This window comes from Microlunatus phosphovorus NM-1, from assembly GCF_000270245.1.
In the GTDB taxonomy this organism is placed as follows: domain Bacteria; phylum Actinomycetota; class Actinomycetes; order Propionibacteriales; family Propionibacteriaceae; genus Microlunatus; species Microlunatus phosphovorus.
Map to the genome: position 1 here is coordinate 3,079,203 of NC_015635.1, position 20,194 is coordinate 3,099,396.

The 20,194-nt window shown below is 66.9% G+C and carries 10 protein-coding genes; 5 read left to right on the forward strand and 5 right to left on the reverse strand.

Annotated elements, in window-relative coordinates:
* Positions 1-7 precede the first annotated feature (7 nt).
* From pglZ to pglW, 4 genes are read right to left on the reverse strand one after another with little or no spacing between them, the layout of a single operon-like run.
* A complete protein-coding gene (gene pglZ / locus MLP_RS13840; protein ID WP_083843822.1) occupies positions 8-2,761 on the reverse strand; it encodes a BREX-2 system phosphatase PglZ in 2,754 nt (917 codons plus the stop codon).
* On the reverse strand, positions 2,743-6,462 hold the full coding sequence (locus MLP_RS13845; RefSeq protein WP_013863744.1) for a DUF6079 family protein: 3,720 nt from the start codon (positions 6,460-6,462) through the stop codon (positions 2,743-2,745). Before MLP_RS13845 ends, pglZ begins: the two co-directional genes overlap by 19 nt.
* Complete coding sequence (gene pglX, locus MLP_RS13850) at positions 6,459-9,980, reverse strand: BREX-2 system adenine-specific DNA-methyltransferase PglX (RefSeq protein ID WP_013863745.1); 3,522 nt, start codon at positions 9,978-9,980, stop codon at positions 6,459-6,461. The genes MLP_RS13845 and pglX overlap by 4 nt, the downstream gene beginning before the upstream one ends.
* Positions 9,977-14,230, reverse strand: coding sequence for a BREX system serine/threonine kinase PglW (gene pglW, locus MLP_RS13855; RefSeq protein WP_013863746.1), 4,254 nt, complete (start codon positions 14,228-14,230; stop codon positions 9,977-9,979). Before pglW ends, pglX begins: the two co-directional genes overlap by 4 nt.
* A 195-nt stretch (positions 14,231-14,425) precedes the next feature.
* On the opposite strand from pglW, the gene MLP_RS13860 reads away from it, so the two are divergent.
* The 5 genes from MLP_RS13860 to ybaK are packed head-to-tail and all read left to right on the forward strand — an operon-like array spanning position 14,426 to position 17,767.
* A complete protein-coding gene (locus tag MLP_RS13860; protein ID WP_013863747.1) occupies positions 14,426-15,163 on the forward strand; it encodes a DUF554 domain-containing protein in 738 nt (245 codons plus the stop codon).
* On the forward strand, positions 15,160-15,858 hold the full coding sequence (locus MLP_RS13865; protein WP_013863748.1) for an AzlC family ABC transporter permease: 699 nt from the start codon (positions 15,160-15,162) through the stop codon (positions 15,856-15,858). Before MLP_RS13860 ends, MLP_RS13865 begins: the two co-directional genes overlap by 4 nt.
* Positions 15,855-16,175: an AzlD domain-containing protein gene (locus MLP_RS13870; RefSeq protein ID WP_013863749.1), complete on the forward strand. Its 321-nt coding sequence runs from the start codon at positions 15,855-15,857 to the stop codon at positions 16,173-16,175. Before MLP_RS13865 ends, MLP_RS13870 begins: the two co-directional genes overlap by 4 nt.
* A gap of 10 nt (positions 16,176-16,185) precedes the next feature.
* Positions 16,186-17,262: an NAD/NADP-dependent octopine/nopaline dehydrogenase family protein gene (locus tag MLP_RS13875; RefSeq protein WP_156821156.1), complete on the forward strand. Its 1,077-nt coding sequence runs from the start codon at positions 16,186-16,188 to the stop codon at positions 17,260-17,262.
* 7 nt (positions 17,263-17,269) lie between these two features.
* Positions 17,270-17,767 (forward strand): Cys-tRNA(Pro) deacylase, encoded by a 498-nt coding sequence (ybaK, locus tag MLP_RS13880; RefSeq protein WP_013863751.1) that lies wholly within the window; start codon positions 17,270-17,272, stop codon positions 17,765-17,767.
* A 17-nt stretch (positions 17,768-17,784) separates the two neighbouring features.
* Here the strand turns inward: ybaK and MLP_RS13885 are convergent, their stop codons facing one another.
* Positions 17,785-19,797, reverse strand: a complete 2,013-nt coding sequence (locus tag MLP_RS13885; protein ID WP_231851311.1) for a hypothetical protein — start codon at positions 19,795-19,797, stop codon at positions 17,785-17,787.
* Positions 19,798-20,194: the final 397 nt, after the last annotated feature.

Below are 20,194 nucleotides of genomic sequence, written 5' to 3' on the forward strand. Positions count from 1 at the left end.
GGGTCGGTCACAGCGTTACCCCGAACTGTTCCACCGCGAGCTCAAGATCCAGGATCACCGCGCCCGTCGCCGGTTCACGCGCGATCACGGCGTAACCCTCGATATTGAGCAGCTTGCGGATCTGCTCCAGGGCCCCTGGCAGCCTGGCCGGTGCGACCTCGAGAACGAGCGCGCACTGCTGCGACGCCAGACGGTGCTGTGGTGCGGTCAGGAGCCTCGTGAGCACTCGGCTCACCTGCTCGTCAGTGATCGCCAGCCGCCCGACCACCTGCTTCTGCGCTCGATACGCCGACGAGTGCAGCAGCCTTGTCACCCAGTCCGGTCTCGGCAGCGGCGACGAATCCGCCAGCTCGTCATCAAACAGGGTCGGAGGATCGACGTTCGGTGATCCAGTTGACTGGGGGGCATGAGCGGCCCCGACAGGCTCGGACCACCATGCAGGTTGCTGGGACGGGGCCAGACGCACCCCGGGATCCTGGGCCCGTTCGATCGGGACCATGATCAACACCGGTATCACGACCTCGGCAGGCGCTGCTCCCCCGTGGTAGCCGGCCTTCATCGGCCCGTACCGTAGCCGTTCGGACACGGCCAGCACCGCGCGATGGTCCGCGCTCAGTACGCGTGACCCCTCGATCATCACCTCGTCGGCATGCACCGGCTCTTCGGCGTTCCGATAGCGGGTCGTGCTGCTGCCGGGGTGGGCCCGCTGCTGACCGAGACGACGCTCGACAACGTGTCCATGGTCGGAGGCGATCACCACGGTCCGGCCCGCTTCGCGGGCCCGGTCCAGCAGGGGCCGCAGGTGCTTGACGGCGTCCACGCTCCAGTGGGTGCCCGCCGGGTCGCTCCGATCCAGGGCGTCGTCGATGGTGTTGAGCACCGCGCTGACCAGACGGGTGCCGGGATCGTCGATGGCGTGCCGCACTCGATCCGCCAAAGAGTGGCCGAGCCTGGCCACCTCCAAGTCGCGCTTATGGAACAGCGGCGATCCGGTCAGGCCGTGAGCACGGGTCAGCTCCTCGTAGCCTCGCGTCTCACGATCCTGTGGACCCGCGACCAGCTCACCGGACAACAGCGACGTCCGGCTCACCTCGGTGACACTCGGCAACACCGCCAACGCGGCGGCTCGGCGAGGGCTCCCGTCGTCCAGCCGCTCCGCCCAGACGGCAGTCGGATTGTCCAGTAGGTCGGTGAACACCTCGGTGGCCACCCCGGTGCTCAGACCATCGAGCACCAGCAGCAGCACCAACTCCGTGCGAGCGAGCGGGAAGACCACCTCCGGCAGTACGTGCTCCAGCAGGTAGACCCGGCTGCCGTCGTGCTCCAGGTAGCCGTCCTCGGCTCCTTCCTCGTCCCGCACGCCGTTCGCCAGGGACTGGGCGAACTCGAGGTCATGTCGATCCCGGACGGCACGAACGAGTCCCAGTAGGCCTTCCAGCACCGTTCCCAATGCCGGATCGTCCACCCCGCCGGCGGCGTCATTGACCGCGGCGTCGACCCACCCGTCGGTATCCGCCTGGCGTCGGCTGAGCGCTGCCAGCGTGTCGTTGACCGAGGTGTCCGACGACTCGACGACCTGCAACCAGCGTGCCAGTCGGACCGATGCCTGGAACACCGGCAGCCGTGGGTCCACCCTCGCCAGCACGTGCCCGAGGACCGCCTGCCAGGCGTGCTCGATCTCCTCGGCAGCTGCCACCGGCGCCCGCAAGCCGTCAGCCAGTCGATGCAGCCTCCGCTGTAGGCCCGTTCGCAACAGGTCGGATCGCTCGGCCAAGCCTTCTGCTCCGGCGACGCGGATCAACCCGTCCGCGGCCGCTATGGTCCGATCGGCATCGGGCCTCGTGCGGTCGTCGGTGAGCAGCGTGGCGGTGACCGTCTCCGCCTGCGGACCGATCAACCGCATAGCCTGCTCGACGGCACCGTCCCCGATGCCACCGAGATGACCTGAAAGCCGCGCAACAGCCACCTCGGCTTCATGGCGGTGGCGGGTCTCGGCGTGCAGGAACCCGACTACCAGACCCAGCGGTACGAGATCGCCGGGCCGACCATCTCGAAAGAGCCGGCGGACCGCCGGGGCTGCCTCACCGGCAGCGTCCGCAATCCAGTCCACGATTGCGTCCGCCAAGGCGTCGCCACCGGCCTCGCGCAGCTCACCGAGACCACGGGTGGCGTCGGCTCTGGTCGTCCATCCCAGCACGGAAACCAGATCGAGTGCAGAGGCATCGAGACCCAGCACGGTCCGGGCCACGGAACCGAAGGCGTGATCGCGGGTGAGCATCCCGGCGGGCGCGGCCGGCCACCCCTGGGCCGGCATCAGTTCCAGCAGTCCCTGGGCAATCCCCTGCTGAGCGGGAATCGACGTCAGTCGTACGTCGACAGCGACGGCGCCGAAGCGCTGCCGGACGGCCTGCCACGGGTCCGGGCTGCGCAGCCGCTGCCCGATCAGATGAGCCAGAACTCCCGCGCCGAGATCATCCTCGCCGCGGTCGGTGACCAGCACCGACCAGCGATCGGGACGCCAGCCCAGCAAGACCTCCCGCGCGGCCAGGGCCGACTCGGCGTAGCTGACCTCAACCGGTCGTCCACGATGCTCGGTGATCAACCGATCCTCGCCTGCCAGCCGGCCGCGGATGCCGAGCACACCGTCCCGGCTGCCGTAGCGCTGGCCGAGGACGTAGTCGATCATGGCGTGCACCATGGCCGGCGAGACAACGGTGGCATGGGAGGACCGGGCGACGGTGGTCATTCCTCGACGTGCCATTCCACGATGATCGCCCTGCCCGGGTGTGCGTCCCGGACAGCCTGCAGCTCCGAGACGACAGCGACCGGGCTGTCCCCGGCAGCGAGGGTTCGGCGGCCAGCCGAAGGGTGGGTCCGCCGCTGCTGCTCCTGATCCTGGCGCCGCACGGGAGAATCCGGAAGAGTCGGTGGGGTCAGCCAAGTGAACAGGGCCGTCTCCGCCCGTTCGAGCGCGCCCACGATGCCGACCACCATCTCGTCGGACTCCAGGCTGCGTCGCACGTCCTCCAGGATGTCAGCGGCCTGCTCTGCTCGGGGACCCTCGCCGCGTTGAGCGTCCTGCAGCGGCCGCAACCGTTCCCAACGGAACTGGCCGAGCGCGGAGGCAACGGCGCCGGCAGTAGACATGGACCGGGCCAAGGCGGTCTCGTTGCCGACATCGGCCACGGCGAGCCGACGGATGAGGTCGACCCCGTCGAGGTGACGCAGCACCTGCGTGAGCTCGGCCGCGGACTTGGCGGTGGCCAGGCGCTGACCGGCGCCACCGGCATCAAGATCAACACGTCCGTACGCCCGCTCCACTGCCGGAACCAGATCCTGCACCGCCTGATAGCGAGCCTGCACCGCCTCCTTGACCCGCTGCGCCAGATCAGCCACGGCCTGGGGAGTGAGGTGCCGCCCCCCGGTGGTACCGAACAGCCGCCCGGCCCGATCGTTAGCCACCGACCAGTCCGTCGGCTCCGGCATGGCCTGCTCTCGCATCTCCATCTCCGGACGGAGAGCGCCCGGCGCAGGTGCCGGAATAGGCGCTCCGTACGCGAACCAGGCGCGCCGCCGCAGTGCCGCCCAGGCCAGCACGATGAGGTGCTTGACCTCGGATCGGAGCCCGTTGGGCGGGGTCATGCTCTCGATCCAGCGCTCGACCTCTCCTACGGTCACAGGCCCAGTGGCGTTGCCTCGTCGGCCCAGCTCGCGCTCGAACTCCGCCGCCCACGGCTGCAGTCGGTCGTCGCCGAACACGAAGTGGGTCTCGGCGGCGTGACCGACCCCAAGCGGATTGGCCACCCGGCGGACGGCAGCGATATCGCCCTGCAGCGGCACCCGCCGGTCGGGATCGGCCATCGCACGCTCGACGTGCTCGTAGACGGCCTTCAGATCGCGGGGCCGAACCTCGATGTCGGATGGCTGGAAGCGTGGATGCGCCGGATAAGTCGCGTCGAACGCCTGCTCCAGCAGATTGGCGAAAGCCGCGGCCAGAGTGACACCGACCGGGCGCTGCGGATCGAAGCCGCGATCCAGTGAGGTGAGCACCCGCTCGTGCGCGTCATCGATGACGTCGCCGGACCGAGTCGGGGCTGCTGCCTCGTACGCCACCTGGATGGCTCGCTCGACCGTGTGCCGCAGCGTGGTGCGGGAGGACTCCAGAATCGCCCGCGCCTGCACGCGGTCGGTCTCACTCAGATGATCTGCGTGGGAGGTCCACCGGTCACCGCTGCCGTCCAGCAGCCAGTTCAAGATCACCAGACGACGAACATCGCGCATCCGCTCCTCGGTGAAGAAGCGAGGCAGCCACACGATGGTCTGCGCATGGCGCTCGCGGGAGATCAGCGAGTCCAACCGCTCGGAGTCCTCCAACCAGGAGTGGCCCGCCTCGTCGAACGGGTGGTCGATGATCACCCGCCAGGTGTTCGGCCGGTTCTGGAACTGCTCGTCGGAGAGCCAACCAGGATCACGCACGTTGCCGAACACGAGGTCCACGTCACGGCGGGATCCTCGCCAGACAATCTGGTGGACATACGCGCCCCGGACGTCTTCTGGGCCAAGCTCGATCCCGAGCCCGCTCGCCACCATCGACTTGATCAGCTCCCGGCGGCGGCCCTCGTTGTCCTCCCCCTTGGCCTTCTCGACGATCGACTCGTAGTCGACGTCGGACAGCTGCATCCGGATCACCGGGTTGCGGACGTCACTGTCCAGGTGGATCTCGGGCACCTGCCGGGCCCAGTCGCGGACGCGGCTGGTCACCATAGTGGCCTCGTTGCCAGGCAGCGGGCTGACGATCGAGCCGTGGTTGAGGGAGGCGAGTCTGGAGGCCGTCAGCCCCTTCAGCGCGGGCACGTTCGGTGCGACCGCCGACAGCAGCAGAGTCCTGGCCAGCCGTTGGTTGGCCACCAGGCCGGCCGGGAGTGGCTCGCGACCGTCCAATTGCCCCTCGGTCAGCTCGTACGGCTCACGCAGCAGCGGCTCCAACTTGTCGGCATACAAGGTGTTGGCCGAGCGGAACAGCGCCGCCACCTTCTGATCCAGCGGCTGCGCGCCCTGCACCACGTACGGGAACGTGTCTCCCACCGGAATGACGTCGTCGACGGTGAGTGTGTCGCGCCGATCCACCAGCATCTGTTGCATGACCTTGAGCGCGGTCCGCTCCCGCTGCATGACGCTGGCCAGCGATCGCAAGGTGGAGACCAGCGCTGGCGAGAAAGGGTAAGTCTGTCGGAACGCGGCTTCGTCAGCGCCGCGGTGCTGCTCGTCGGTGTTGATGCCGTCCAGCAGCACGTCCCAGACACCCGCTCGGTGACTGATGCGACCGAACGCCTCGTCCAAGATGCGGCGCCCCTCGTCGTTCTTGGGTCGCAGCAGCCTCTGCTGGGCGACGTAGGGCAGGTTGTCGTCGCCCAGTGCGATCTGGGCGAAGCGGCCCTCCTGGTGACGAAAGGCCCGATCCAGCGCATCCTGCTCGGCTCCGCTGGCGCCGGCGTCGGCGAACCAACGGCGAAGGTCCATCTGCCGAGCAACGAAGGAGACGAGCGGGATGGGTCGGTGTCCGATCCCGGACTCGACCAGCTTGGTGATCTTCTGCGACTCACGCCGGAAGAACTCCCGATCTTGGACGGCGAAGGCCAGCCACAGCACCAGCTCGTCAAGGAAGAGGACCACGGCGTCGTAGCCCAGTGCCTGAGCGTGTGCGGCGATCGCGGCCAGGCCGGTGTCCAGGTCGACGTAGCGAGCCTGCCGGACGTAGGACTGGTAGAACCGCTCGACCAGAGCCGACACCAGCGACTGCCGTTGCGGGGACTCGGGACTGGCAGCACGCGCCTGGGCGTAGCTGTCGGCGTTCCAGGTGCCGGAGCCGAGCAGCGCCGACCACTCGTCGACACCGTCGCCAACGCTGTCCGTTCCGTTCAGCTGGGCGAAGAACTCTTGGTCACCCAAGACGTCGCGCATTCGCTCGGCATCGGCCAGCAGCCCGTCGGACTGGTGCAGGCTGGGAAGCGGCGCGGTCGGGTGCAGGGCTCGGATCTGCCGCAGGTAGCCACCGAAGAGCGCGTCCTCCAAGGACTCCGCTCCCAGCAGATGGAAGGCCAGCGGCAGGATCGTCCTGTCACGCAGCACCGGGTCGACCGAGCCGATCGCTGGTTGCAGCTCGAGCTTGGCGCGGGCCACGGGGTCCTGGCGCAGCACGGCGTGCAGTACGGCCATGAAGTGGCTCTTGCCGGAGCCGAACGAGCCGGTCAGGAAGGCGCCGCGGCTGATCCGGCTGGTGACCGCATCTGCCACCAGGGCCAGCGCGCGCTCGAAGGCGTCGGCGAGGGCCGGGGTGACCACGTAGTTGTCCACCGCAGCCACTGCGTGGCCGGCGCCGACGCTGTCGGTCAGCCGAAGCACGTAGTCCTCTGCACCCGCATGCTCGGGGATGTCGATGACGTCACGCAGCAGCGCGCTCACGTGCGTGCCCTCCTTCCTCGGGTGGCTGGCTTCGGTCGCCAGTCGGCCAGCTGCTCCGGCGACCGCCCGACCTGGCGAGACCGCTCGGCCAGCTGCTCGCGGCAGAACGCGGCCAGGCTGACACCGTAGGTGGGATCGACCTCGGCATGCCACTGCTCCACCCACGGCTGCAGCTCCGCCAGGCCAGCGACCAACGGAATCAGGCGCTCATCGGTCCAGCCTTCCTCCTCGCGCTCGGCGATGATCATGGCGAGGGCCAGCGCCTGCTCGGCATGGTCCCAACCCGCCCAGCCCAACAACAGGGTGGAATCGGTACTGCGGCCAGCGTCGGGGTAGAGGATGAACCGCTCCTTCGGCACGTCCAGCTTGCCGCGAGCCTGCCACCAGATGCTTGACCTGAAGTCCTGCTCCTCGAACGGCCGCGGCAAAGCCGCTGGGCGAGGAAATTCGTCTCCGTCCTCCATTTGACTGTTGACAATCTCGCGCCAAGAATCACTCTTTCGAAGACCGCCCTCTGTCATCCGATAAGCCGCCAAAAAGGGGACAGCTTCTCCTGTCAGCAAGTTGGACAAGAACGGCACGATCGACACATCTGGGCGGCGCTCCAGCATACATATTGCACGCACGAGCAATTCTTCCCGCGACACCATATCTGCGAGCTGAGCGATTGAGATTGGTCGCGGATGCGAGCCTTCCGAAAACCAAAATCGGCGTGACTCAAGTTCAGAAAGAATCCAATCTCTAAGCGATTGGTCATATCGAGAGTTCCAGTCGTCCCATGTTGACCAACGCCGCTTATATTCGGGACGCTCGAGAAGGCCGAGCAGGTCGTCGCTGCCGAGCATTTCAATCCTTCGCTCGACCAATGCGCGATAGCTCGGAGACCAGCCAGATGGCAACTCAGTATGTGGAACTATGCCATGTTCCGCAAACCACGTAGGAATTTCGCCAGCCTTGGATACGCCCCGAGCCAATGCGATTTCGAAGGCCCTCTGGCCGGGCAGAATTTTGGGTGGAAACTCGCACCACATCTGCATCGAGGCCGATTGGAAGACTCCCACGACGCCATATACGTACCAGTCCAGCTCCTCTTGCAATGAGATCATGTGCGCCAGACTTGAACTGTATTTGTTGCTAGCGTCACTCCGGAGTTTTAGCGGGCTCGTCATCAGCGGATCAAGGTCACGAGTTTCAAGCACAAGTTCCTGAATCCTTCTGGCCAGACTATAGGGAAGGTCCTCCGGAATCGGAATCTCGGCCACGTTGCTGACGTTGAACTGGTATGTGCGCCTCCAGACATCGCCGGCCGCCCCGCCCTTGGGTTTGCACCTTTGACGCAACCAAAAGCATGCCAATGAAGAATTCAAGAAGCCGCAGAGGCCTTGAACTTCCTCGTCGGTCATCGAGTCTGGCAGTGCAATGCAAGGAGCAGTCCTACCATAAACGGAGTCATCGGAACGGATGACGAAATGATTGTGCGTCGCTACTTCAGCATAGGCAATCACCCTTTGCGATAACAGGCGACGCTCGTTCATCTGCGAATATTCCCACCAATGCAAGCCAATATCTACCTGGTAACCACTCTGGGCTCGACGATTCATCAGGCTCGCCTTTAGTGGCCAAAGAGCCTTCCTGGCTTGATCGTCAATCGCCGGCTTTCCATCGCTGCCATATGGACAGATAGCATCCATCCCGCCTATGGCCCGCCAATCGCGCAGATCTCCCCCTGCGCAGAACCTACGGCGAGATCCTTCGCCGATCCCGAGTCGTTGTAGAACATGCCCGCCACGGAGGTAAGCATCGTCCTCGCGGGTCACGGCCATAAACCCTACGTCCCTTGTAACGTCGCGAAGTCGGCGGGGACCCGTTTCCAGTTTGGACATAAGCTTGGGAACCGCGCCGCCAGCAAGTATCCATGGGTGCCTCGAAAGCTCTGAGGGGTCGCGGTCGCCTACGGTTATCCAGTCATCCTCATATCCAGGCTCCTCCACGCGCTCCACAATTCGCAGCCAGTGCGCGCTGCCTCCAACACGAGCCGTAGCCCTGGTCTCGCGCAGTCCTTTTCCCGTAAGAACCCGAATAACTCGACCATCCTGGGGCTCGTTCCGACCAACGATGGTTACAGTTGGCGTGCCATCGGCGTTGTGTCCAGGAATCCATGCGCCTTCGGTATCGATAACGCGCACGAGGCGGACTCTTGGTAGATACTCCTCAACCAACCTGTCTCCGAACTCTCGCTTCATGAAAGAGTTGGAGGCGATCATGCCCACCCAGCCCGACGGTCGATTATCTGTGCGAGCGACTGCAAGTTGGAAGAAGCGCTCAACAAAAGGGACCGTCAACGCGTAGTTTGCCTTACAGCTCAAGTACCTCCGTTTGTACTCTCGCTTGAGCACTGGATCCTTTACCGGTATGTATGGGGGATTACCAACGACCGCATCATATCTACTGGGTGCTAGGACGCTTCTTAATTCGTACGCGTCTTCTGTTGAGTAGGAAACTTGACTCGCCAGCAGATCAGGATCCGCACCGTCGAACGGTAACGGAGAATCGCTAGCTCCAAAGAGTAGCGAGTCGCCGGTGTAGACGTGGTAGTCGAAGTGCGGGGCGTGCTCCAGGGACCTGAGACCGCAGGCTCGCAAGGCTTCGACCGTGAGTCGGAAGCGGGCAATGGCCACTGCGAACGGGTTGAGGTCTACGCCGTAAACCGACTTGAGGGCCAGGTTCACGCGGGCTTGCAGCTCCATCCCGGGCGCCGCCTTGTCCCACCGATCGAGCAGCCGTCGGAAGGCGCCAAGCAGGAAGTGGCCGGAGCCGCAGGTCGGGTCGATCAGTCGGAAGCCTTCGAGCGGGCGCTCGGCAAGAGCCGGGTCCATGGTCTGGTCGAGGATGAACTCCTCCACGAACTCCGGCGTCTGCAGCAGGGCGTAGGTCTTCTTCGCATGATCGGACAGATCCTGGTACAGATCACCAAGGAACCGGGTGGTCAACTGCTCGTCTGTGAAGTCGTACAGCAGGGCGCCGTCCTCGGTGCGCTGCCGCCAGAAGGCGATCAGGTCCGAGCACGCCTGACCCGATGGTGACACCAGCCAGAGCCCGGAGTGCTCGTCGACCAACCCAGCCGTTGCCGGTCGCTTGGCCAGATGAGCGGTCGCCTGGTCCAACCACTCCCGGTCGCTGTCGTCTGGGTGCTCCCGGAAGTAGGCGAGTTGGGCGTCCAGTGCCTCCTGCCGGCGAGTTGGCGGACCGGCGATCCAGACCGGGGAGAGCAGGCCGTTGTCCTCGCAGAACCGGACGAACACCGTAGTCAGCACCCAAGCCACCGCGGCCTGGGTGATCTGGTCGTCCCGCCAGGAGGTCCAAGCACTGGCGGTGCGGTCGGCGTCGACCTGGCGGCGGTGTCGGGCCTGCCAGTCCGCCTTGATCACCGGCAGCTGCTCGAGTCGCCCGCGGATGTCGTCCTCCAGGACGAGCACCTGCTTCTTCAGGTCGGCGACCAGGGCTGCGGCGTTGATCACGCGGATGCTCCTTCCTGGACAGGCTCAGCAATGGCGGCGTACTGGGCATCGACCCAGCTGGAGTCGACGGGCACGAACTGTCCCGGGGCGGCCAACGGCACCGGTTTGTGATCCAGCAGGGCGCCCTGGTTGGCGTGCAGCTGTGGAACGACCAGCCAGACGGCTCGTGAGCGGCGGGTCCCGAGGTCCGTCCACCGGCTCAGCCGGTTGACCGCGCCGTAGCGGGCCAACGGCTCTGCGTCAGCGAGCACCACCGGACCCGGTCCGGCATCTTCCAGCGTTGCCTGGATGCGCTCTTCCAGCAGCGGCAGGCTGCGCTCGACCAACGCCTTGATGCCCTGTGCGTCTCGGCTGCCCGATGGCTGGGCGTCAGCGGCCCGGACCCGGGCCCAGGGCAGTCCGACCTGGTCGGCCTGCTGGTGCATGATCGCGATCAGCTCCGCCGAGATGTTGATCAAGCGAGCCGAGTAGGTGGTCTCGAGCACGGTGGGCAGCTTGAGCAGGGCCCGGGCTGGGACGCCGAGTGCGAGGAACGAGCGGCGGGCGAGACTGTCGGCCAGCCGTTGGCCGATCGCACCCAGGGCGGAGACCGGGGTTGGCTCCGGTGCGATGTCGGTGACTTGACGCGAGGGCAGGCCAGTTGTGCCGTGGTCGGCGCGCGGCGCCCGATAGACCCGCTCCCGGTCGTCGTAGCGCAACCCCAGTCCTGAGTCAGCGATCAGTTGATCCAGCCGAGGCCGCTCCGGCAGCGGTCGCAGCGCCGGGAACCGCACGCGGACTCGATCCCGGATCTCGGTCGGCGGCAATGCCTGACCGGCCGCCAAGGAGCCGAGAGCGTGGGCGATGGCTCGGGGCAACGGCAGCCCTCGGTGGTGGAGCTCACCAGTGCCGGAGAGCGCGGCAGCGGTCGAAGTGGCAGCAGCAAGCCCTGCCAGACGGGTCGACCCCCGCAGCGCGACTGGCAGCTGGTCAACTCCACCAGCGGCCCTGCTCAGCTCCTCGTTCACGCGAATAGCGGCCAGGACGGCGATGGTCGGGTCGGCCGGGCTGGCGTCTCGAAGCAGCCGGTCCGCTTCCTCCCCGAGTTGGCCTGCAAGGTCAAGGAGGCTGGCCTCGCGGGCAACCAAGAGAGGTGACGGGTCACGGCGCCGAACCACATACTCTACTGTCCGCTCATCGGCCCGAGACAGAGCCCGACGTCGATCGACGGCGATGCGGAGCACGCCTGCCGCGATGCGTTCGGAGTCGGAGGGCTCGTTCGCCGGGTCGGTCACCATCAAGGCGAGCAGGTGCCTGGTCAGCTCATCCGCTGTGGCGACGCCGCCCAGCACGTCCAGTCGAGCATCCACCTCCGCACCCAGCCGGGTCAGCAAGGTCAAGGTGGTCTCATCCGCCGCCCACAGATCGTGGAGCTCGGCCACCACCTGCGTAACACGAGCGGCGGTGACCGGTTCAGGCAGCAGAGCCCCCAGCTGAGCCTGGGTCGCGAACGCATCGGCCTGGCCGGTCACCCCCAGCATCATCGACGCCAGGGCGGTTCGGATCCGGGCCCTGCGTGCGTGGGTCGGCGCGAGCAGCATCTCGGCCAGGTCGTACGGAACCGGCAGCGTGCTCTGCTGCCACGACCCCCCATCGCGACGACCGCGCACCGGCCCGAGCCGGGCCCGCCAGCGCGACACCGCCTCCTTGATCTGGTCACGCGTGGCGCGCGCCACCCCTGGCAGCCGATTCAGCCGTACCGGATCCACAGCGACCAGCTCGCCAACCGTGGTCACACCCAATGGCTCCAGTGCCGACAATGCCCGAGCGGACAGCCCGGACCCGGTCAAGGATGTCTCCAGGGTCGCAGCGCCGACCAGCTCGTCGGCGTTGTCGGGGGCGGTGGTGTGGGACTGACCGAACACCTGCTGCCAGCCGGCGAGCAGCTCGGCCGCCGTGTGCTGCCGGTCAGCGACCCGGCGAGCCAGAGCCCGCTGGAAGAACGACAGCATCTCGTGCGCCACAGCCGGGTCGAAGCGATCCAGCCGGAGCGTCACCTCGGCGTCGATGACCGCCGGATCCGACAGACCGTCGCCGTACTGCGGTGGCTGCCCGGTAGCCATCTCCAGCAGTACGGCAGCGGCTGCGTACCGCTCGGCCGCCGAGTCGTACCGGTCCCGACCGTCGGCTCCCAGGAACGGATCCAGGTACGGCGGCGTTCCCGCCCGCAGCGCCGAGGCGGCAGCGCGCGACAGGGAGAAGTCGAACAGCACCAGATGCGCGGCGCGGTCTTCTCGAGTGGCCCGGATCTCGCGGACCCCGAGATTGCTGGGCTTGATGTCACGGTGGTCGACGCCGGCCCGGTCGAGAGCAATCAGGGCCTCCAGAATGTCGGTGCCCCAACGCTCCAAGAGGTCGAGCGACATCCGGCCGCGGGCGCTCAGCGCGTGGGCCAGCGTCTGCTCACCCGCGCTCTCCAGCAGCAGGGCAGTCCGGCCGCCCACGATCAGTGGTCCCTCGACCAGTGAGACCAGGCGAGGGCTGCGGAGACCAGTCAGCACCTCGGCCTCGTCGTGCAGCCGCTGCCGTGCCGCGTCGTCGACGGCCACTTTCAGCACCCGCTCGCTGTCGGCATGCGCCAGGTCGCGGACCAGCAGGCCTACTGCGGTGGAGCCGGTGCCGAGCCGGCGGATCAGCCGGAACCGCCCGTCCATGATGGCGTCGGGTGGCGCCTCCAGTGGATCGACCACCGGTTCGTGCTCGGTCTCGACCCGCTCGGCCTCACTCAGCTCGGCCAGGAAGGCGGTCACGTCCGCGGTCCGCTCGCTGACCGCCGGCCGGGTCGCATGCAGGATGGCCCGGCGCAAGGTAGACGACACCTGCGGCAGCTCGGGAGCGAGATCGAGGCCCGACTGCTCGCGGAGCCGATCCCGAAGCGTCGACGCGGACGTCGCAGCCGGCTGGCCGGCCAGCAGATAGAAGGCGAGGGCGCCCAGGCCGAAAACATCGACCCGGACGCGGTCCACGCCGGCGGCCAAGGCGCCCTCCGGTGCGGCGAAAGGTCCCAGACCACCAGCGTCGTCGCCGATGAGTTTGCTCGGATCGAAGAGGGCTGTAACGCCGCCGGCGGACGATGCCGTCTGGTCGGTAAACGGCACCTGGCCGGCGCTCTGCCAGTCGCGAACCTGGACGGTGACAGCGCTGCCCTGCTCACGCACCCAGACCGCGCCGGGGCGGATGCCGCGGTGCACAACCCGGTTGCCGTGGGCGTACTGGAGGGTCTCGCCCACCTGGCGGATGATGGCGAGCTGGGTAGTCAAAGGGATGCCGTCCGGTCGGTCGGCCAGCCAAAGGTCGAGTCGCTGCCAGGACTCGTCGAGTGGGTAGACCAGGCCGACACCCAAGTCGGCTTCGACCAGGTCCTGCGGGGCCAGCAGGCCCTCGTGGTTCAGCCGTCGCATCACGGTGAACTCGTGCTCGGCGATGCGCCGGATCCGGCGGCGCTCGTCGTCACTGGCTCCCGGGGCGGCGATCTGGAAGCGGATCCGGGCGCGCTCCCGCTGAGTGAAGCGGTGGAAGGCATCCCAGTCCTGCCAGCCGTCGCCTTCACCGACCGGCTCGCCTTCGATCACCCAGGATCCGGCTTCGCGCTCGCGCCGGGGCACCAGCCCGATGCGTGCCATCAACTCGGCCACGATGCGCTCGTGAATGGCGACGCCGGGTCGAGCCGGCTCCAGCAGCAGGTCGGAGATCCCCGGCAGGCGGGTGGTTCGCGCCTGCCCGTCGAGCCCGTAGAGACCGAGCGCGCTCGCTTCCGACAGTTCGCACCGTAGACCTGGGTGGTGCAGGAACACGGCCTCCTGGATGAACGGAACGACCTCGCGTACCGGGGGTGCGTTTTGCACCCTCTTCTCGCGGACCCAACTCCGAAACTCGTCTTGGAGCTTGCTCGCCAAATACTGCGCCTTGCGGCGCGCCAGCTTGAGCGGAGAGTCTTCGGCGCGATGACCGTCGCGCAACCAGCGGTGGTCGTCTCCGCGCAGCCGACCCGAGTAGTACTTGAGTTCGACCAGGTGCAGTCGCCGTCGTCCGAGCACCAGCAGATCGACCTCATGCCAGCGACCGTGAGAGTCGCGGAACTCGAAGTTCGACCAGGCTCGGAAGGGCGGCTGACTCGGCAGCAGGTCCTTGACGTAGCGCACGCCCTCGGTCTCGTGGGTGAACTGCGACGGCGACACCTCGACCCACCGAGGGTCAGCCGCTGGTGTCATGCCGTTCCCTCCGTGCTTTCTTTCAGGCTCCGCTCTGAGGCGATTCACCTTAGCCGTTGGTCAGGGGACAGCTACAGCCGAGGAAGCACCCGGACGCCAGGTGGATAGGTGGCCGCGTCAGCCGTCCGATCCAGGTAACGTGCGTTCGTGCCTGACGACCCTGACAACTCGCCTCGCTGAGGACGACCACGACTCGTGTTTCCTGGTTTCGGCACTCTCGTCAATGTCATCACGGTGATCGTCGGCTCGAGCATCGGTCTGCTGCTCGGTCACCGGTTGCCGCAGCGTACGCGGGACACGGTCACCGACGCTCTCGGTCTGGTCACGCTGCTGATCGGCGCGCTATCAGCCATTGAGGTGACCTCCGCCGCATTGTCGGATGCCGTCGGCAGCAGTGCGCCGGTGTTGATCGTGCTCGGCTCGCTGCTGATCGGTGGCATCGCCGGGTCGCTGATCGATATCGAGCGCCGACTGGAGGGCTTCGGGGTCTGGCTGCAGTTCCGGTTCAAGGCGAAGGGATCTCAGGCACGCTTCGTGGAGGCGTTCGTGTCGTCCTCGCTGGTGTTCTGCGTCGGGCCGCTGACGATCCTGGGCTCGCTCTCTGACGGGCTGGGTCTGGGCACGGATCAGCTGTTGCTGAAGGCCACCTTGGACGGCTTCGCCTCGATCGCCTTCGCCGCTTCGCTCGGCGTCGGCGTGATGGCATCGGCTCTGGCCGTCGGCGTCATTCAGGGATCACTCACCCTGGTCGGCGTGCTCGTTGGTGACTTCCTCCCCGATCCGCATCTGGCCGCCATCACGGCGACCGGCGGGCTGTTGCTGGTCGGGGTCGGCATCCGACTGTTGCAGCTCAAAGCGATTCCGGTCGGCAATCTGCTCCCGGCACTGGTGGTCGCTCCCCTGCTCGTCCAACTGGTGGTGGTGCTGCGGTGAGTGAGCACGAGCTGAGCCTGAGGAAGGCCTATCCGGCGGTGCTACGGGCCGCCATCGGACTCGGCATCTATGCCGGCGTCTTCGGCGCGACCTTCGGTGCCGTCTCGGTCAGCAGCGGGCTCAGCCTCGGCCAGACGATGATCCTGAGTCTGGTGATGTTCTCCGGAGCGTCTCAGTTCGCCTTCGTCGGCGTCGCCGCCGCTGGCTCTGTTTGGGCCGCGATCCCGGCCGCGCTGCTGCTCGGCGTACGGAATGCCTTCTACGGCGTACCGATCTCGGAGATCTTGTCGCCACGCGGCTGGCGCCGGCTGGTCACCGCCCACTTCGTCATCGACGAGACCACGGCGATGGCAATCGCCCAGGTCGAACCCCGCGCCAAGCGGTACGCGTTCTGGTCCACGGGTCTGATCCTGTGCGCGTGCTGGCAGACCGGCTCGCTGACCGGCGCGTTGGTCGGGACGGCGATCGACCCGGCCAGGTTCGGTCTCGATGCGGCCGCACCGGCGGTCTTCCTGGCACTGCTCTGGCCGGCCCTGAAGACCCGTTCCGGGAAGATCGTGGCGACGCTCGGCGGACTCGTCGCGTTCCTGCTGATCCCGGTGGCACCGGCCGGCGTACCCGTCATCGCAGCAGCCGGAGTAGCCATCGCGGCCGGTCTGGTCACCAAGCCCAAGCCGAAGGAGGCCAGCGCATGACCGCCCTGATCGTGGCCCTGGTGATCGCCTCCATCGGCTCCTACCTGCTCAAACTGGCCGGCGTCTCGCTGCCGGAGTCGGTGCTGGCCAATCCCACTGTGCAGCGGATCGCCGGCTTCCTGCCCGTCGCCATGCTGACCGCGCTGGTCGTGGCTGGGCTGGCCGATGGGGACGGAGACCGTCACTGGAATCTCGAGTGGCCGGTGCTGGGCGGCTTCGCCGCGGCGATCGTGGCGCTGCTGCTCCGCGCCGGCGTACTGATTGTGTTCGTGGTCGCTGTTACCATGACGGCACTGTTGCGCTTACTGGTCCCCTAAGGTGGTCGCTATGAAGGTCGTCGTGCTGGGAGCAGGAAACGGCGGTCTCGCGGTCGCCTACGAATGGGCCCGCAACGGGCATGAGGTGGCGATCTACTCCCAGCCCGACTACGCCGACCAGATCTCCCCCATCGGCGATCGAGGCGGCATCACCAGCGAAGGCGTGCTGACCGGATTCGCCGAGATCGCCACCGCGACCACCGACATCGGCGAGGCGATGTCGGGCGCCGAACTGGTGTTCGTCGTCGGTCCGGCGTATGCCACGTCTGCGCTGGCTGCCGACGCTGCGCCTCATCTGCACGCAGGCATGACCGTGGTCGTGTGTCCCGGATCCTGCCTGGGCAGCCTCGCCTTCAAGCGAGCCGCCGGTCTGGATCTCTACGACGAGACCATCCTGGTCGGCGAGACGAGCACCTTGCCCTACGCCGTGCGCATCACCGGCCCGGCTCAGATCCACATCTTCCATCGTTTCGACACCGGGCTGTTCGCCGCCGCAGCGCCCCGATCGGCCACACCTCGCCTGCTGGAAACCCTGCGGCCGGTCTGGCCCCATACCCTCGAAGCGGCCAGCGTCTTCCAGACCGCGCTGCAAAACGGCAACCCGGTGATCCATCCAGCGGTCACCTTGCTCAATGCGGCGCTCATCGACCGCACCGGAGGCGACTTCAACTTCTACGAGGATGGCGTGACCACCTCGACCGGGCGCTTGATGGAAGCCGTGGACGCCGAGCGAATCGCCATCGCCGAGACGCTCGGGGTGACGATCCTGTCGGAACCCGCGATCGGGGTGATACAGGGCTACATGACCGAGGAGAACTACACCACGGGCTATTCGACAGCTCCCGGCTTCTTGGGGATCAAGGCCCAGAGCTCGCTCGACAACCGCTATCTGACCGAGGACGTCGGCTATTCGATGGTTCTCTTCAGCGACCTCGCCCGGTCCCTCGGGGTGCCCACCCCCGTGATGGACGCGGTGGTGCAGATCGCCTCCGTCGTCCTCGCACGGGACTTCCGGGCCGAGGCCGCCCGGACGATGCAAGGACTCGGCCTGGCCGACCTCAGCCGCGAAGAGCTCGGCCGCTACTGAACGAGCCATGGCCAAGCGGAGTAGACAACAAACGCATGGCGGCACGCCGGCGACGACCGCGCTGACCCAGGCCGGCATCGCCTTCACCCTGCACCCGTACGAGCATCACGACGACAACACCCACTTCGGCGACGAAGCCGTCGCGGCGCTGGACAGCGATCCGAATCGGGTCTTCAAGACCCTGGTCGCCGACATCGGCGGGCACCTCGTGGTCGCCGTCGTCCCGGTCGCCAAGCAACTCGATCTCAAGGCATTGGCCGCGGTCTTCGGCGTCAAGAAGGCGACGATGGCCGATCCGGCCGTCGCCGCTCGGAGCAGCGGCTATGTGGTCGGCGGCATCTCTCCCATCGGTCAGCGCACTCCGCTGCCGACGGTGGTCGACTCCTCCGCAGACGACTTCCCGACCATCCACGTCTCCGCCGGTCGGCGAGGGTTGCAGGTCGAGCTCGCCGCGGCAGATCTGTGCGCAGTCACGAAAGCGCGGTCAGCCCGGATCGCCCACTGATCCTTACAGGACACGCCCTAGCCGGTGGTTTCCCAGAGGTGGGTGGCCCAGGTGGTGTGGCCGAGGGTGAGGGTGCCTTGGTTGGTGGTGATCGTGATCCAGCCTTCGGGTGATCGCCACAGGTAGGTGCCTGGTTCGGGTTGTTTGGACCGCCAGTTCCCGATCGTTTTGGCCCGGTGTTCACATCGGGCGAGGGGTCCGAGGGTGTGCATGCCGGTTTGTCCGGGTGGCCCGTTGTGGAGGTAGGCGGGGGTGTGATCGAGATCGGTACGGCCGGTGGTCGGTGAGTGCGGGAACACCGACCGGGGATGCCGAATCTGCATGGCACGACGCAGCCGGAGCGGCGTCTCATATCCGTCGGCGGCGGCGGTCTCGGCCGGATCGATGACGGGATACACCGTGAGGTGGGCTTCGTGTTGGACCAGGAACCGTTGCAGTTGTTCGATCAGGATCGGTCCCCAGTCGGTCCGCACCACCCCGTGACCATCCCGCAGGGTCTGCTCGGACAAGTGGACGTGCAATACCACGGTGGGTGCGCTGGCGGCGAGTTCGGTTCGGGTCAAGGGTCGCCAACCGGGTGGCCGGAACGCCTCCGGTAATGGTGGTCGCACTGGGCCGGTCCGTGCCGGGCCGGTCGGGTCGGTGTCGCTGGTGTCGGGATCATCGGGATCGCTGCGTCGCGGGTTGTCGTGACCGGTGGTGTTCTGGTCGCCTGCTGTGGTGGCGCCTGTCCAGTCGCGACTGGTCTGCTTGGTGCTGGGGCGATGCCCGCCGGTTGGAGGGGTGTCGTTGCTGTCGGGATCACTTTGGCCGGCATTGTTCGGTCCGGTGTCGCCTGGACCACGGTCACTTCGCCTGGGGTCTGCTTGGCCGGAATCGGCGCCACTGCTCGGCTGGTCGACCGCGGGGGTGTCGTCGCTGGCACTGTCACGGCCGGCACTGTCACGGCTGGCACTGTCACGGCTGGCACTGTCGCGGCTGGCATCACCGTCACTGGTGCCGTCGTGCTGATGCTGAAACCAGGCCAGGTCGTTCGGATCGGGCGGCGGATCCGTCGGCCAATAGTCAGGCTCGCCGCCGTCGCCGGGTCCGGGCTGGTCGGGGCGGGGTTGGGTCCACCACTCATCCTCACCAAAGGAGGGTTGATGATAGTTGCCGTGTTGGGCGGTCTCCCAGCCTGCAGCGGGAAGGTCATCCGCCCACGGATCAGTGTCGTCGGCGGCATACGCAGCAACTTGTTCCCACGGCTCCCGGTGCGGGTCCGGATCGGTCGCGTGCCGAGCCAACAGGTCCAGCACCCGGGCGGGATGCGCGATCCAACCCATCGCCTTCGACATGCGTACTTGGAGCGGATCCTCATCACCCTCGTCGGCTAAGCATTCCGCGACACGTTGATGCAACGCGAGCAGCATCGCCACATCCCCGGCCTCACCTCGGGCGATCAGGGTGCGGAGCCCGTCTTCGGATTGAGTGGCCCGGACCTCCTTCTTCGCCGCGATCACCTTCTCCCGCTCCCGATAACTCTTCTCGTCGACTTCGAGCATGGTCGCGTCCAACGCTTTCAGGAACCTCTGCCACGGCAACTGGGTGACCCAGCCGGCGGTCTGCTCATCCACCATCCCCACGATCGCGATCGACAGGTGGGCGGTCAGATTCGCGACCTTCCGGGCCTGCCACGCATGGATCTCACCCGCTTGGACGCGTTCCCACAACCTGGGGAGTCGGTGCCGGACCGTCAAGGCATCAGACATCCAAGACCGGGCGGAGGCGGTCGAGGTGCCGTACGGGCCGATCAATCCCTCAGGGGCGAACTCCGCGACCGGCGGTGTCCCGACCGGCCCGATCCTGACGAGTCGTTCGACCAACACCCCACCCTCGAGATGATCCACCTCCGAATGCGCGTCAGCCCAGGCGGCGGCCACCACAAGCTTGCGGCAACCCCATCGTTTCGACTGCTGCTCGGCCCGGGCGGCGAGGTCGGCCAGGGCGCGCCGGTCCCCGAGCGCCGCCTCCAACCGGTCTTCGAACATGTCACCCATTCTAGTCGAACAGGTGTGCGATGACTAGTGTTTGAGCCCACGTTTTTCCTGTCCACACGAGGAAAAGTGATCATCTCTGTGGCCCGTGGGTGCGAGACGTACCCGCGGCTCGCCTGGCTCGCGTCCATGTGTGGCCCGCGGGCGCGAACCGCACCGGCCGCACGCCTGACTCGCGGCTATCTGTGGCCCCTGGGTGCTGAACGTACCGTCCGCACGCCTGAACCCGGTCGTGTGTGGCCCGGGGGCGCGAAACGTGCCCGCCGCCCGCCTGCCCCGCGATCATGTGTGGCCCGCCGGCGCGAAACGTACCGGCTGCCCGCCTGACCGGGGTCGTTGTCCCCCTCGCATCCCTGAGCTGCTCACGTCGACTCAGCCGGGAAAGGCGGCC

What these genes read in the sequence shown, in the direction of transcription:
- pglZ (WP_083843822.1), bottom strand. Translation starts at nt 2,761, where the DNA reads ATGGCACGTCGAGGAATGACCACCGTCGCCCGGTCCTCCCATGCCACC.
- pglW (WP_013863746.1), bottom strand. Translation starts at nt 14,230, where the DNA reads ATGACACCAGCGGCTGACCCTCGGTGGGTCGAGGTGTCGCCGTCGCAG.
- MLP_RS13870 (WP_013863749.1), top strand. Translation starts at nt 15,855, where the DNA reads ATGACCGCCCTGATCGTGGCCCTGGTGATCGCCTCCATCGGCTCCTAC.
- MLP_RS13875 (WP_156821156.1), top strand. Translation starts at nt 16,186, where the DNA reads ATGAAGGTCGTCGTGCTGGGAGCAGGAAACGGCGGTCTCGCGGTCGCC.
- ybaK (WP_013863751.1), top strand. Translation starts at nt 17,270, where the DNA reads ATGGCCAAGCGGAGTAGACAACAAACGCATGGCGGCACGCCGGCGACG.
- MLP_RS13885 (WP_231851311.1), bottom strand. Translation starts at nt 19,797, where the DNA reads ATGTTCGAAGACCGGTTGGAGGCGGCGCTCGGGGACCGGCGCGCCCTG.